This is a genomic window from Nonomuraea sp. CX421, assembly GCF_059358955.1.
Genome location: NZ_JCADBK010000024.1, coordinates 1 through 14111 on the forward strand (window position 1 = coordinate 1; position 14111 = coordinate 14111).

A 14111-nucleotide genomic window follows, 5' to 3' on the forward strand; every position below is an offset into this window, starting at 1 on the left:
CGTCTCTTGTCACATGGATCTCACCCGCACCACAGCATGGGCTAGATCACCCGCACACCATCTCCCTGGACGTGAACGCGACCACAGTCAGTCACCAGCTGACTGGACTCCCCGGGGAACTGGCGACAGTTGATTAGGCGATCACACCAGTATCGAAGGCCTATGGGCCGGGCGGCCGTCAGCGGGCAGTCCCGGGGAGGATCGGCGTAGCGGCTGTCAGTAGGGCAGGTCGAGGAACATGATTCGGGCCAGGTCAGCGGCGTCCGGCTGTCCACGGGAGGCGAGCCGGATCTTGGGATGCTTCATGTGGCGCAGCGAGATCCCGCGTGGACCTCGTCGTGCGGACTCCTCGATGCGGTAGTCACTGAGCGGGATGCGCACCGAGTACCAGGGGTTCGCGGGCCGATCGGCTCGGATGATCATGTCTGGTGTGGGTGTGGTGGTCTCGCACCAGCAGCCGGGTGTTCCGCACTGCCGGCGTGACTGGGTTCGGTCGCGGTGCTTGGGCAGGCGGTCGGCCAGCATGGGGCACGCCTTGAGGGAGTAGGCGGCGCGCCATGGATGCTGGGCCGGCTCGGCGACGTAGCCGTGCCCGAAGTCCATGGGACGGGCCAGGAGCATGGCGACGCCTTGCAGGCGAGCCCCGCACAGCTGGCAGAGCATGCCGCCGAGGCAGGCGGTGAGCTTGTCGTGGTCGACCATGCCGAACTCCGGCACTCCGTCGAGATGCCGAAGGGTGATCACCGGGACGATCATCCCCGCGTGAAGTGCCGCCTTGGCGAGTTGGATGGGGATCGGCGTGTTCACGGTGTGACCTTGAGGTCCATGGGCGTGAATTCCTTCGTCCGGTAGGGGAACGGTCCCGCCCGGGACTGGCCGGGCGGGGACCGTGCGATCAAGAAGGTCGGGGCGAGCCCGACGAGATCGGGCTCGCGTTGCTATTGCTCGGCCAGCGCCCGTTGTGCGTCCGCGCGCTGCTCGGCCTCGGCCCGCTGGCGGGCCAGCTGCGCTTCCTGCTTGGCCAGGGACGCCGCGTCATGTTCGGCCTCGCGGGCGCGACGATGTGCCCGGCGCCGAGCGCCTTCCTTGTCCAGCTCGGCGGCCTCCGGCAGCGACCGGTAGTGCTCCAGGAGCTGCCGCACGACCTGGCCCATCTGCTGAGCGGTCCTCTCCGGCACCTGGGACCGGCCTTCACGCCACGGCGAGAAGTACTCCCAGCTCGTGGCGGGGTAGATGATGCTGGTGGAGGCGAACGCGATCCCGTTCAGGACCGGCGCGTGCGAACCGGCCACCGTGCGAGAGCTGTCCCAGGAGGAGGAGTGGGTCATCTCCCACTCATGAGTCACGTTGTCGCCGTACTGGACCTGCAGGGCGGGCTCTTCCTCGCGCGCCAGTTCGTAGGGGCCGATCCAGATGACACCCAGGCCGGCGATGGCGTAGCGGACGCCCGGCCGGTCCATGTCCACGGTGTGGTGGAAGCGGTAGCGGCGCGTCTTCGGCTTGCGGCCCTGGGCGGCGCCCTTGGTGAGGGTGACGGTGGTCCAGATGATGCCGTCGCTGTGCTCGGGCAACGGGTCGTCGCCGAGGTCGTCGAGCAGGCCGGTGTCGAACCCGCCGATCTGCCGCAGCACCCGGTCGAGCGCGTCCGCCACATCCTGCCGGGACGGGATCCGGGCGGCCTGCGGCATCATCACCGGGCACGTGTCCGGGCAGCGCTGACCTTCAGCGGTGGCGCAGAAGGGGCACGCCCCGTTCTTCGGCACGGTGGCCGAGGCGGGGAACACGTCCTCGACGGGCCAGAACTTGTAGGACTCCTCGACCGTCTCGGCGTCGCCGGTCGCCGCGTTCTCCACCTCCTTGGTCTTGGTTCGTTCGACCTTCGAAGCCATGATCCAGATGGCGGACGTCTCCTCGGCGATGGCGCGGCCGTAGCCGCTCCAGAAGAAGCGCGGCTGCACGTGCGTGGCGTCCGGGTCCTGCCCGAAGATGCGCAGGCAGTCGCGCAGGGAGTAGGGGTTCATGCGGGCGCAGAACGTCCGGAAGGCATCGATCAGCTCCGGGTTGTCGCGCAACGCCGCGGCCGCGTGAACTTCGCGCTCCTTGGCGCGGGCACGGCCGCGGTCCTTGCGGCCCTGCCAGGCGGCCAGTTCCTCGGCCGTCATGTCCTGTCTCGGCATGGTGAGCCTTTCCATCGTGGTGCGGACAAAAGTCATGGGGCCGGCCGCAGACGCGGCCGGCCCCATGAGCGGGGAGAAAGAAGGCAAGAGCTAGGGGCGGGGGCCGACCTGCTCGGTGATGAGCCGCTCCAGGTCTTCGCGGGTGTTGTCGACTCCGAAGAGCCCTTCGTCGCCGAGGTGATCGGCGTCGGGGTCCAGTCCGATGAGGTGGGCCGCTCGATGGCTGACGTGGATGACGCGCTCACGACGCACCTTGTGGACGAGGTGCCGGGGGTCGTCGACGGTGGCGACCATGTACTGCCACAGCGAGTACGGCACGGAGTTGAGATCGGTTTTGGTGATGGGCGTGCCGTCGATGACCATCTGGCGGTCGCGGATGTCCATGAGCCACCGGCCGCCTGCGGCCAGGGCGAGATGCCCGGCGTAGCAGCAGCCCGTACCGCACACGCTGCGATACTCCAGCTGCCACCAGCGCAGGTCAGGGTTGGGGCTGGTGTCGGCCTCGACAATCCGATCGAAGCCCAGCCAGGCCACCTCGCGGTAGCGCTGCCGGGCGGAGTTGATGATCATGGCGGTTTCCTTTCAGCGTGCGTTGTCCTGCGGCCGGTCGGCCGCGGGGTGGGGAGGCTGGTTGTCGTCGACGAGGTCGGCGTCGACGACTTCGCGGTCCTGCTCGCCGAGCTGCCGGCGCAGGTTGGCGGCGAAGTCCTTGAGCTGCCGCAAATTCGCCTCGCGCATGGTCGTGCCGGTCGTCGCGTGGAAGGTGTCGTGCAGGGCGGTTGTGCCGCCCGGCCAACAGCCGAGGATTTGGTGGCGCAGCCATTCGGCTTCGGCCTGTGGCGTGAGCTGCTGGGCGAGTTCCATGTCCGAGCCGCTCCCCTCGCGCGAGGATGGCTCGCCGGTTGCGAACGGTGTGACCCTGCCTGCAGGCGCGCCATCGGAGAGCGGGGAATCGGCCGTTGAGGTGTCCTGGCGTTGGCGGGCGGTCAGCGCGGCGCCCAAGGTGTTGAGCATGGTGCGCAACTGCGGGGTGAGATGCCCGGCCTCCTTCGCCTGGTGCCAGATGGCGCGCACCCGGTCGGGGGTGGCGGCGGCCGCGGCGAGCGCGAGGTAGTCCGGCGGAGTGTGACTGGACCGATCGTCGCCGTCATCCGGTCCGGTGCCGCTGGTCGTTCCGGGGGTTGCGGCCGTCTCGGGCTGGCGGGTCGTCTCACCCTGGCCGCCCTGGCCGCCCTGCTCGCCAGCGTCGCTGCTTGGACTGCTGGGCAACTGGGGTGCGTTGCGGCGTGCCAGTTCAGAGCGCTCGGGGACGGTGCCGGTCATCAGCTGGCGTGGGGAGATGCCCTCCACCCGCAGCCTGGGGACTGGGAAGGTGACCGGTTTGCCGTCTTTCAGTGTCCGGACTTCGGTGACGAGCAGGATGGCGTCGATGTAGTCGCCGGCGCGCTCGATGAAGGCGGCCCGGTCGGGCAGGTCCTCGGCGGCGTTGAGACCCTGGGACGCCAGCAGCCAGGTGCCCAGGCTGGGCACGTCCTGCAGCAGGACCGACAGCCGGGTCTTGACGCTGCAGCGCAGCCGCCGCTCCGCCCGGCACAGGCAGGGCCGGCCCGACTTCTGCTCGATGGTCTCGCCGTCGCAGCGCCGCTCGCAGTAGGGGCCGTCCCAGTACTCCATCCACTGCGTCACCGAGTGCGGCGGCAGCAGCACGGGAATCTCGTCGGCGGCGGTGGTGACCTGCCATTTGTCCATGCCGCGGGTCATCTCGGTGACGGTCCCGCCGTACAGGTCGGCGGCCGCCTCGATCAGCGGGCGGGAGGGCGAGGTGAAGCGGAAGGTGTTCAGTTTGCGCGGCTGGGGGTGGCCGCCGTTGCCGGGCACGCTGTCACCGATGCGGATGTGGCCGTCGGGCCAGTGGGCGCGTTGCTGGCGTTTCATCCGCTCGAACATCGCGGGGTGGATCGGCATCAGGCGTCCTTCCTGGTCGGAGACTGGATGGGTGGCTGGATGGGTTTGCGACCTCGTAGGTCCACCTGGTGCAGGTAGGCGGTGACCGGCTGCAGCCCGCGAAAGGCGGCGAACGCATGGTCGTCGGCGGGCAGCGGGATGAACCCGTAGCCGGTGGTGCGCAGGTTGAGCACCGCGGCCCCGACGAAGTCCGGGACCGGGAACTCGTGGAGGGCGTCGTGGTGCTCGGTGGCCCCGTAGCGGCATGCGGGCGGGCAGACCAGCGCGTCGCGGGCCCGGCGCAGCGCGGCCAGCTGCAGCGGGTACTCATCCCACACCGCGGAGGCCGGATGCTTGAGGCTGGTCTTGATGTCCACCAGCCACAGCCCGGACGGGGTGGGCAGCGGGTCGGCCGGCACCTTGCGCGGCTTGAATCGGGGCACCAGCGGCGAGGTGTCGGCGGGGAAGCGCAGGTTGACCCACAGGTCGCTGGTGCCGCCGTAGCCGAGCTCGCGGTTCAGCATGGTGCACTCGGCGGTGAGGATGTCGGCGGCGATGTCGATGCCGAAGTCGGCCAGCCAGCTCCGGTAGGAGCCGACGAACGGTTCGGCTTCGAGGTCGGGGGCAATCGGCGCGCCGCCCAGGTTGATCGCCTGCGCCTGGCGGTGGACGCGGCTGCCCAGCCGCATCCACCGCTCCCACTCCGCGTGGTAGGCGGCCTTGGCCTGCTTGACGAACTCGGCCAGATCGTCAGGGTCGGCGGCGGCTCGTATCGCGGCCGGGAGGTGTTCGGCGAACCACTCAGCGGTGTGCTTGGCCGCCGCGGGCACGAGCGCCTCCTTGGCCATCGTGCTGAGCACGTTGGTGACCGAGACGAGCAGTTCGCCGGTGGCCGGATCGCTGTAGTAGCGGCCGTTGCTGGTGATGACGGCGTGCTGAGGGGCGTCGGGGTCCTGCTCGTAGGGGAGCTCGTTGCCGTTGCCGTCGTCGTTGCCGTTCATCGCGATCGCGGCTGGTGTACGGCCGGGATCGGCTCGGGAGGTTCTCCGGTGTGGAGTGGCTGCCCGTCGACCAGGACGCGCAGCCGGTCGGCCGCGTCCGCGTCGCGGGTGAACAGCTCGACGAGGATGCCGCCATCGAGGGCCTGGTGGATGTAGCCGACCATCTGGTCGGCGTGGATACGGGCGATGGGCCAGCCGTGGTGGTCTTCGATCATCTCGGCGCCGATGGCCTCGACGTCGACGATCATGCGGCCGGACTGGGTGAGGGTGTCGGCGATGGCTGCCAGGGTGTCCGGTCCCCAGTCGCCGTAGTCGTTGAGGAGCCGGTCGTAGATGGCGTCGAGTACCTGCACGTCGGAGGTCGTCTGAGTCTCACCCCGCATGATGCGCGGGTGGGAAGGCGAACTGGGCTGCGGGGCTCGGGCGGAGTATGCGGCGGGGTTGGGCAGGTCGGACAGGCACACCACGGTGCCTCCTTTCACGGAGAGCAAGACGGGATCGAGAGAGCGAGGGGGGCAACGGCGGGCCAGTACAGCCCGAACAGACCCGGGCGCGAGCGAGCGAGGGGTTCGGCCGAGCCCGGGTGCGGGTGTTCAGCGGCCGTGGGCGGCCAGCTGCAGCGCGCGCAAGGCGACGCTTTCCATCTCGTGCGCGGTGTCGGCGTCGGGCAGAATTCGGGCGACGCTGGTGATGGCGTGCATCACGCCGCCGGCGCTGAGATCGGCGCCCTTGATGAAGTGGGCCAGGATCTGTTCCTGCTGCTCGTCGCTGAAGGAGAGCTTCTTGGCCACCAGCTGGATGGTGTTGGCCGGGTCGGCGACCTTGACGCGGGCCAGCCCGCTCAGCTCGTCCAGCTTGGCGCGGACGTAGTCGACGTCCAGGTAGGTGGCGACCGCGTCCCGGGTCTGGGCGGTGACCAGCGCCAGGTTCTTTTTGGCGGTGTCGGCGCTCCACCGCACGATGCCTTCCTCCATGCGGGCACCGAGGTGGACGTGGCGGGGGGCATCGGCGGTGATGGTCAGCCCGTTGCGGCACACCTGGACCACCAGGCGGGGAACCAAGGTGAACGCGCCTTCACCGACCTCGCTGTTGGCGATGACGAAGCCGGCGAACACGATCGGGTTATCGGCGCCGCCGGCACCGGTGAACGGACTGCGGTAGTCGCGCAGCAGCTCCGGAGCCAGGGCGCGGACCTTCTCGCAGACCACGCGTACGTACATCCTGCGTTCGGTCAGGTCGCAGCCGTCGATCTGCACCTGGACGCCGGCCTGGCGCACGCCGTCCAGGGCGGCCATGAGCACGTCGAGGTTGTCGATGATGCGGTAGCTGTCGGACAGGAACGCCCGGGCCACTCCGGGGCCTCCGGGGCCGCCGTGCTCGCCATGCAGGCCGCGCAGCAGGAAGCGCCGATCCGCGGTTTCCAGCCAGCCGTTGACGTTGGCGTCGTACAGGTCGGGCTTGTCGGCGCGCAGCCGGCGCAGGTACTGCTGCGGGATGCCGAGCTTGGCTGCAAGGCCCTGGTCGCATACCCGGGTGGGCAGGTACAGCCCGGCGGTGGCGGTGACGCCGCTGGGCGACAGCAGCGGCGCGGTGCCGGTGAGCTGCAGTCGAGTGTCGACGGCGCGGATCTGCTCGCTGTGGACGACGACGTCGACCTTGTGTTCCTGCTGGTGGCGCAGCAGTTCCACGAAGTTCGGCAGGTCGGCATTGCGCGTGGTCAGCGTGAGCGCGGATGCGGAGGTCATGAGGGACGAGCTCCTTCGCCAGGAATAGGGATGATGGGGATGGGGGATGCGAAAGGCCCGGCCGCATGCGGCCGGGCCCAGGAAGAGGAGGGATGCGGAAGGTGCTGGGAGGCTGGGGGTGCCAGGTGGTGAGCGCGCCACACCGGGCGGCACCCGGCGCTCACCCCGCGGTGGCCAGGGTGTCCAGGAATTCGTCATCGCTCGGCAGCTGGTCGAGCCGCCATCCAGTGACCAGCGCGGCTGGCCACTCCTCGTACGGGTCCTGCCCGGCCACGAAGCGGCCGCGATTGTGCGGCTGGTCCTGCCGTCCTCGGTAGACCTCGAAGACCATCGTGTCGAGGTCGGCCACGTAGCCCCACTCGCAGTTGGAGGAGTCGGCAGGAAAATCGGAGACGTCCTCGATGACGCCCGCTTCCAAGATCGCCTCGGGATCGCCCTGCGTCTGCCAGAGCAATTGCCACCAGTGGCCGATGCGGGACGTATCGGCGAGCTTGTCGGCGTACTTGCCAAGCCGCTCGATGTCGGCATCGGTGGGCGTGCTGTCAGGGCTGACGACTCGCAGGGCGGCGACCCGCTCCCGGAGCCGGTCTGGGGCCCGCATGGCGGTGCGCAGCCACGCCAGCACGTCCAGGCCCACTCCGGCCGGGTAGGAGTCATCGTGGATGTAGGCGATCTTCTCGCTCTGGTCGGCCACGAAGCCGACGAATCCGCGCGTTGCCATGGTCACGACCTCACTGAGTCGGAGAGGGCCGCCTTGGGCTCGACCCGGTCGATGAGCAGCGCCTCGGCGTAGCGGCGCAGCGCCGGATCGCCGATCTGCTCAGGCGTGTCGTAGGTGCCCGCCCAGTCGCCCGTGCCGGTGCGGTCATGGACGGCGGCGAGGTGGTCGATCTGCACGACGCAGCCGCACTCACCGCTGCAGTGCCGTAGCAGGCGGATCGTGTAGGTGGGCTGAGAAGTGTCGTCCGGCCCGGGTAGGCAGGCGCGGCAGGTGGTGTGGTCGTCGGTGGCCCATTGTGTGTCCAGGGTTTCCACGATCGTGAACAGATACCTGGTGGATCCCATGCGGGTCCTTTCGTTCCGAAGAGCGGTCCGCCCTTGGGGCGCCTTGCCCCAGCACCTCGCTGGTCGGGCGGGAACGTGCCACCGGCCCCTGCTTCGTGCAGAGGCCGGTGGCCGATGCGGTCAGGCCGCCAGTGGATCGGCGTGATCGTCGGCAGGCTCGCCGGGTGTGGGATTTGGGATGGCGTCGTCCAGCACTTCGGCGACCAGGTCGGTCAGGCCCAGCTCGCCGGCGGGCTCGCCGGTGGTGGGCTCATCAGCTGTCGTGGCGGTCAAGTCCTGGGCGAGATCGTCCGGGCGAGCGTGGGGGCTGGCGAGGTCGCCGCCGTCAGCAGCGCCGTCCTCGACGCCTGCCTCCTCGACGGCGGCGTCGTTGTCCTGCGGGTTGTCGTCCTCCTCGGGCGGGGCGGTGATCTCGTCGGTGTCAGCCAGGGCGTCACCACGGTAGGGAATGCCGTCGATCAGCACCTGCTCGATCGGCGCCGGCGAGTATGCCTTGTCGCCGAGCTCCGGCCCGAGCTCGGCGACGAGGAAGCGCAGCCACTTGGCGGCATCAGCTGTCGAACACGGGCTGTAGCGTCCCTCCCGCCAGGTGTTCTTGCACTCAGCCGACGCCTGGCTCATCTGGTACTCCCAGGCCACCGCGATGGGCAGGAGCTGCAGCATCGCCAACCGGCCGGGCGTGGCGGTGGCCAGCGCCGCGTCCAGGTCAGCGGGTCCGCCGAGCTTGCCATACAGCGTCGAGGAGGAGGCCGAACCGAGCTTGTCCCGCACCGGGAACGGCATGTCGTTGAGGACCTGCGCGATGAATCGGGCGACCGGTTTGGGGGCGCTCTTACGGGCGAAGAAGGAGGCCAGCCACTCCTGACGGACCGTGGCGGCCGCCATCCATGCCCGGTTGCCCTGCACGATGATCTTGCGGGACGGGCCGTCATCCTTCGCCTTGGCCGCCGACGACAGCGTGATGACCGGAGGCGGGCTGTAGCCGTGCCGCTCGGGAGTGCTGCAATACAGTTCCGGCTGTTCTTGGCGCCAGGAGTAGAAGAACGCCCCGCGCCCCGGGCAATCGGCGTGCTGCTCCGGATCGAAGCTCTCCACTCTGCTGGCCAGCCGGCTGAGCCGTACCGCACCGGGTGGCTCGTCCTCGGTCACCGGGATGCTCGCCGCTTCCAGATCGGCCAGCGCCTGGGCGTGCGCGGCAGCCTCCTGACGATCTCTGCGCACGCGCTCGATGGCGTGCCGGCCGGTGTGCCCCCAGCGGGAGATGAGCTGATCGATCTGGGCCAACGCCTCGTCGTCGCCGTCGAACTCGTCCAGCAACGCGAGCTCGTCCAGCGTCCAGGCGTACTCCATCGCCTGCGCGCTACGGCGGGTCTGCTGCGACAGTTTTCCCGCGGCGATCGCGTGGGCGACCTCCTCGCGGGTGCGGCCGGTCTTCTTGCGGATCGCGGTCCGGGTGGCGCCCAGCTGGTGCGCCAGGAACAGGGCGCGAGACTGCTCGAAGGGGTTCAAGCCGCGGCGGAACTCCTCGTCGTTCTCCACGACCTGGTCGACGAACAGGCTCGCCTTGTCGTCGGCCTTGGTCAGGTCGATCAGGCACAGCAGCTTCGCCAAGTTGATCGTGATGGCGCCCTCAAGGCGGCGGTTGCCCTTGACGACCCACCAGCGGTGCTCCTCCTCTCCCTCACCGCGCTGGTAGTCGGCCGGGATGGGGATGACCGTCACCGGGACCTGCTGCTCCGACTTGAGCGAGGCGCAGAAGCCCTGGGTGATGTGGTAGTCCTCCCGCACGTTGTCGGGAAAGTGGCCAAGGTGGCGCACCGGGATGTACACCAGGCGAAAGCCCTCGGGCACCTCAAGATCGGTATCGGTGTCGACGGCGGATCCAGTGCCGAGTTCGAGCTCGGAATCGGAACCCGGCTCGGGATGGGCCTCGGGGTCTGTGTCGTGAGCTGCGGAAGTAATGGACATGCGGACGGTGACTCCCTTCGAGGAGACGAAGCGGGACAAGGAAGGCTCGCCGCGCACGCGCAGTGGCAGGAAGGCGCGGTGGCGGCGGTGCCGATAGGCGGCGTGAAGAACGACGGAGGGCCGCTACGCCAGAGGCGAGCGGCCCTCCAGTTACAACCAGCTGGTCAGGCGGCTGCTGCTGCGGGTACCTCGGCGGTCGGGGCCGAAGCACCCTGCACCATCCGGGGAGAGTCGGCGCCGACAGGCGGCCAGGCGGTCGCGGCTTCGGACACCACGCTGTAGCGCGAGCACAGCCCGATCGCGGTGGCGGTCACCTTGACCACGCTGCGCACGACCGGCTTGTTCTGCCGGTCCTTGGCCTCATAACTGCGCGCGGCCAGGTCACAGCCCTGGACGACGAGCACGTGGCCCTTGCGATAGGACTCGTGCGCGCGGATGGCCGCCACCCCGTAGGTCACCACCTCGACGTACCGGGTGGGGACGTAGGGGGACCCGTCACGGCCCGGAGTGGGAGGGCCGTTGACCTCAAGCGTGGCCGACCACATGGCCGGCTTGTTATGACCGGCGGAGAAGAAATGGGGCTCGTAGGCGATCCTGCCGGTGACGCTGATCTGAATGTCCATAACTGGCCTTCCTGAGCCGACGCCAGCGCCCTCGGGGCGGCAGCGGATGAGCTGGGCTGCCGGGGTAAGGGCTGGTCGGGTAGTGGCCTGTCCCGGCGAGGCAGACACAGCGCCGCCGGACGCGAGGGACGCAAACCGGGTGGTGGCGGCCACGGCAAGATGTTTTGCGCCAGCAAAAGATCTATGCCGTGGCAGGCACGAGCCTTGGCGAGAACCCGGCTTGCGGCGCCGCGCCAAGGCGGCGCACGGTCGGCCGGCCGGGACGGGGCCGCCATCCGGTCTCCAACCCGAGGCTGATCACAGACGCGCCGGTGCCGCGCCGGCTATTCGGCCAGCTTGGCGCGGCAGCGCCTGGCCTCCTCCGCTCCCCCGTCGGCTTCGAACACCGCGGCCGCCTCCTTGTAGCGCTCGCCGGCCTCATAACGGCGCCCCAGCGCGGCCAGCGCGTCACCGGCCGACTCCTGCGCGTGTGCCTGTCCGGCACGGTGCCCTATCTCCACGCTCAACTCGCGGGCCTGCTCACTCAGCATCAACGCGGGCTCCGCACGACCGGCGCCCAGCATCACCGCCGCCAGCGTTTGCAGCGTCAACCGCAGATAGGACTGGTCCTGTGGTTTCCCAGCGAGTCGCCCGGCCACCGCGACAGCCTCATGCCCGAGTACGAGGGCACGCTCGTGATCTCCGCGAGCGCTGGCCGCAGTCGCCATCGCCCGTAGGCAGACCAGCTCGGCGTGCGGATTGGCGATGTCGTCGGCAATTCGTAATCCCCGGTCGGCGTCCTCCTCGGCTTCGATCAGCAAAGTATCGCGATCAGAGGCCGTTGACGCCGCGGTCGCGAGCTGGCGACGGCAAACCGCTCGCAACGCCAGCGACCGCGCCAACCCAGGAAGATCTTTACTGCTCTCCCGCGCGCTCACACAATCATCCAGCAGCGGCAATGCCCGCTTCGCGCCGCCCACACGGTGCATGATCAGCGCGGCCAGGCGATGGCGCGCCTCCGCGGCCAAGCGCACATCGGTGGGTGAGAGCGTCTGCAGCAGGCGCCGCCACATATCCTCGGCGTCGCGATGACGGCTTTCGCGATACAGATAGGACGTCACACGCAACGCCAGCCCCATAGCCAGGCGCTGCAACCCTTGATCGCAGGCGATGCGTACCACGTACAAGAGATTCGCTGCCTCGGTCGCCAGCCAGCCGTCAGCGTCGTCAACGATCGACTGGCGAACGTTCGACGGAGCGAACAAGGACATCTCCAATGCCACGACCGGTGGATCATGCGGCTCCCGGACGATCTGTTCGTCGGCCAGGCTGGCGAGCTCAAGCCAGCCCAGCATCAGCCGGTGGACGGCCTGGTCGCGCTCGTTGGGGCGCTCGGCCAGGCGTGCGGCGGCGAAGACGCGCAGCAGATCATGCTGTCGATAGCGCGGCTGGCCGAGAGAATCCACCCCGATCGTGGAGAGCAGGCTGTGACGGGTCAAGCTCTCCAGGACTTCTTCGACATCGTCGACGTCTTCGCCTCCCAGCATGGCCATCTCCCAGCCCGCGAATCCGCCCGGCCGGAGCAGGGAGGCCAAGCGGAAGACACGCGCCGCGAGATCCGGTAGCGACTCGTAGCTGTCGGCGATACCGGCCTCGACCGTCATGTCGTCGGCCTGCAGCATGGTGAGCAGCCGCTTGCGCAGTCGGGTGGCGAACGTCGCGAGCGGCCATTCCGGCTGTCCCGACAGCCGGGCGCCGACGATCCGCACCGCCAGCGGGAGTCCGTCACAGGCGCTGACGATGTCGGCGGCCGCGACCGCATCGGTATGAACGCGCTCGGCGCCGATGATCTCACCCAAAAGGCTCAGCGATTCCTCCGGTGACAGCGGGCCCAGCCGCACCGTCCGCATGCCGGCGCCGCCGACCAGGTGCGCGCGACTGGTCACCATCACGGCGCATCCCGGTGTGCCGGGCAGCAAGGGATCGACCTGGTGCATACCGGACACGTCATCGAGCACGACCAGGACCCGTCGACCGGCCAGGACCGAGCGATACAGCGCGGTGCGTCCGGTGACGGTGGCGGGCACGTTGCCGAGCTCAACTCCCAGCGCGGCCAGCACCTCCCCCAGCACGTCGCTGATCTCGCGTGGCCGCTCGGACATGCCGGCGAGGTGAACGTAGACCTGGCCATCCGGGAAGTGCGCCCGCAACAGATGCGCGACCTGATGGGCCAGAGCCGACTTACCCACTCCTGGTGCGCCATTGATGGACGCAATGGGGACACGGCCGGTCTGCCCGGCGGTGCGCAGATATCGCGTCAGTTCTTCCGTCTCTGCTGCGCGGCCGGTGAAATCGCTCACAACCGGCGGTAGCTGCGCGGGAGGCAGTCCTCCGGCTCCCCAGGCAGCGACGGGAGTGATGGCGCTGGCCTGTTCGTCTTCGTCCAGAGTCCGGGGATCGATGGTGTCGTTGGCGATGTCGTCACGCAGCCGGCGCAGCCTCACCCCGGGGTCCGCGCCGGCGTCCTGGGCCAGCAACGTGGCAAGCGTGTCGTAGTGCCGCAACGCCTCCACCCGATATCCCGCTCGGTACAGGGCGATCATCAGCAACGCGTTGAGCAGCTCCGACAACGGGTCGTCGGCCAGTTCCCGGCGAAGGTCGCCGAGCAGTTGACGATGCTCGCCCGTCTTCAACCGCGCGCGCAGAAGATCCTGCTGGGCCACTTTGCGCTCCCACAGCAGTTCCTGGCGCCATGTCGCCAACCGGATGGGATCCTCCGGCACATCGGCCAGCGGGGGATCTCTCCACAATTCCAGCGCCCGGCGTAACGAGGCGACTGCGGCATGTTGATCACCCGTTGATAGCTGAGCCCGGCCATCCCCGGTCAGCCGCCGAAATTCGACCAGGTCAAGGCTGTCTTCCGGACGGAGCACAATGCGGTATCCATGGCCGCGAGCGGACGGAATTCGCCCGGGTAGCAGCCGGCGAAGCTGGGACAAGGCGGTTTTCAGCGAGTTTTCCCGGCCGTAAGTGTCGCCCCAGACCGCCTGCATCAGCGTCTCGGCACCGATCCCGTCAGCGCCGGCCAGCAACAACGTGGCCAGCAACGGGCGTCTTGTCCGTGTGATCTCGATCCGCTCTCCTCCGCGATCGACCTGGATCTGGCCCAAGATGGCGAACCGCACAGGAGCCCCCATTCACGGCAAGAAGGAGATCGGCGATATGACAGGAGAGATTTTGTACGAAATCTGATCGTTCTGGATATTACTGCGCAAATCCGAAACTGGATCATGACCCGGCGACAACCGCATCACAACCCGATCAACACTCTCGCCACCCGTTTCTGGCATGCCTTATCGGGAGAGTGCCGAGCCACCACCATTTTGCAGAAGCACCTCGCCCACACCCGGCCTTGACACCGATTTCGACCGCTTCATGACCGGCCGCAGCACCGCTGTCGGCCAGGACCTCGCCGCCCTCGATCAACTGGGCCGGCATCCGGCTCGCGCCAACCTCTGCGAACCCCGCCCTGCGGCGTCGGCGTTCGGGTGTACCCGGGACTCATCACCCACGTCGACGACACTCCGGTGGCCGGCAGCGGCAAGGTCG

Annotated in this window: 12 protein-coding genes; all 12 read right to left on the minus strand. The window is 68.8% G+C overall.

The genetic code is table 11. From position 1 onward, the window contains the following. Positions 1-216: 216 nt before the first annotated feature. The gene (locus AC5L3X_RS31230) at positions 217-807 is read right to left on the minus strand and encodes a hypothetical protein (RefSeq protein WP_494861764.1); all 591 of its coding nucleotides are present in this window, start codon (positions 805-807) and stop codon (positions 217-219) included. 131 nt (positions 808-938) lie between these two features. Continuing rightward, complete coding sequence (locus AC5L3X_RS31235; protein WP_494861765.1) at positions 939-2177, minus strand: hypothetical protein; 1239 nt, start codon at positions 2175-2177, stop codon at positions 939-941. Positions 2178-2267: 90 nt separating this feature from the next. After that, positions 2268-2747 carry a hypothetical protein gene (locus tag AC5L3X_RS31240; protein ID WP_494861766.1) on the minus strand — a complete coding sequence of 160 codons (480 nt, stop codon included), beginning with the start codon at positions 2745-2747 and terminating at the stop codon, positions 2268-2270. A gap of 12 nt (positions 2748-2759) precedes the next feature. Further along, positions 2760-4142, minus strand: coding sequence for a recombination directionality factor (locus AC5L3X_RS31245; protein ID WP_494861767.1), 1383 nt, complete (start codon positions 4140-4142; stop codon positions 2760-2762). Beyond that, entirely contained in the window at positions 4142-5122 is a 981-nt protein-coding gene (locus AC5L3X_RS31250) for a hypothetical protein (RefSeq protein WP_494861768.1), read from the minus strand. Before AC5L3X_RS31250 ends, AC5L3X_RS31245 begins: the two co-directional genes overlap by 1 nt. Continuing rightward, on the minus strand, positions 5119-5505 hold the full coding sequence (locus AC5L3X_RS31255) for a hypothetical protein (RefSeq protein WP_494861770.1): 387 nt from the start codon (positions 5503-5505) through the stop codon (positions 5119-5121). Before AC5L3X_RS31255 ends, AC5L3X_RS31250 begins: the two co-directional genes overlap by 4 nt. Positions 5506-5715: 210 nt before the next feature. Next, the gene (locus AC5L3X_RS31260; RefSeq protein WP_494861771.1) at positions 5716-6867 is read right to left on the minus strand and encodes a DUF932 domain-containing protein; all 1152 of its coding nucleotides are present in this window, start codon (positions 6865-6867) and stop codon (positions 5716-5718) included. Between the two features lie 160 nt (positions 6868-7027). After that, the gene (locus tag AC5L3X_RS31265) at positions 7028-7588 is read right to left on the minus strand and encodes a hypothetical protein (RefSeq protein WP_494861772.1); all 561 of its coding nucleotides are present in this window, start codon (positions 7586-7588) and stop codon (positions 7028-7030) included. A gap of 2 nt (positions 7589-7590) precedes the next feature. Continuing rightward, entirely contained in the window at positions 7591-7932 is a 342-nt protein-coding gene (locus AC5L3X_RS31270; RefSeq protein ID WP_494861773.1) for a hypothetical protein, read from the minus strand. Between the two features lie 120 nt (positions 7933-8052). Further along, the gene (locus AC5L3X_RS31275; RefSeq protein ID WP_494861775.1) at positions 8053-9900 is read right to left on the minus strand and encodes a ParB/RepB/Spo0J family partition protein; all 1848 of its coding nucleotides are present in this window, start codon (positions 9898-9900) and stop codon (positions 8053-8055) included. A 164-nt stretch (positions 9901-10064) separates the two neighbouring features. Further along, entirely contained in the window at positions 10065-10523 is a 459-nt protein-coding gene (locus AC5L3X_RS31280; protein ID WP_494861776.1) for a single-stranded DNA-binding protein, read from the minus strand. 323 nt (positions 10524-10846) lie between these two features. After that, on the minus strand, positions 10847-13687 hold the full coding sequence (locus AC5L3X_RS31285; protein WP_494861777.1) for an AfsR/SARP family transcriptional regulator: 2841 nt from the start codon (positions 13685-13687) through the stop codon (positions 10847-10849). Positions 13688-14111: the final 424 nt, after the last annotated feature.

Excerpts from the sequence above, each read along its gene's own strand:
- AC5L3X_RS31235 (WP_494861765.1), bottom strand. The coding sequence starts at position 2,177 with ATGCCGAGACAGGACATGACGGCCGAGGAACTGGCCGCCTGGCAGGGC.
- AC5L3X_RS31240 (WP_494861766.1), bottom strand. The coding sequence starts at position 2,747 with ATGATCATCAACTCCGCCCGGCAGCGCTACCGCGAGGTGGCCTGGCTG.
- AC5L3X_RS31245 (WP_494861767.1), bottom strand. The coding sequence starts at position 4,142 with ATGCCGATCCACCCCGCGATGTTCGAGCGGATGAAACGCCAGCAACGC.
- AC5L3X_RS31250 (WP_494861768.1), bottom strand. The coding sequence starts at position 5,122 with ATGAACGGCAACGACGACGGCAACGGCAACGAGCTCCCCTACGAGCAG.
- AC5L3X_RS31255 (WP_494861770.1), bottom strand. The coding sequence starts at position 5,505 with ATGCGGGGTGAGACTCAGACGACCTCCGACGTGCAGGTACTCGACGCC.
- AC5L3X_RS31260 (WP_494861771.1), bottom strand. The coding sequence starts at position 6,867 with ATGACCTCCGCATCCGCGCTCACGCTGACCACGCGCAATGCCGACCTG.
- AC5L3X_RS31265 (WP_494861772.1), bottom strand. The coding sequence starts at position 7,588 with ATGGCAACGCGCGGATTCGTCGGCTTCGTGGCCGACCAGAGCGAGAAG.
- AC5L3X_RS31270 (WP_494861773.1), bottom strand. The coding sequence starts at position 7,932 with ATGGGATCCACCAGGTATCTGTTCACGATCGTGGAAACCCTGGACACA.
- AC5L3X_RS31275 (WP_494861775.1), bottom strand. The coding sequence starts at position 9,900 with ATGTCCATTACTTCCGCAGCTCACGACACAGACCCCGAGGCCCATCCC.
- AC5L3X_RS31280 (WP_494861776.1), bottom strand. The coding sequence starts at position 10,523 with ATGGACATTCAGATCAGCGTCACCGGCAGGATCGCCTACGAGCCCCAT.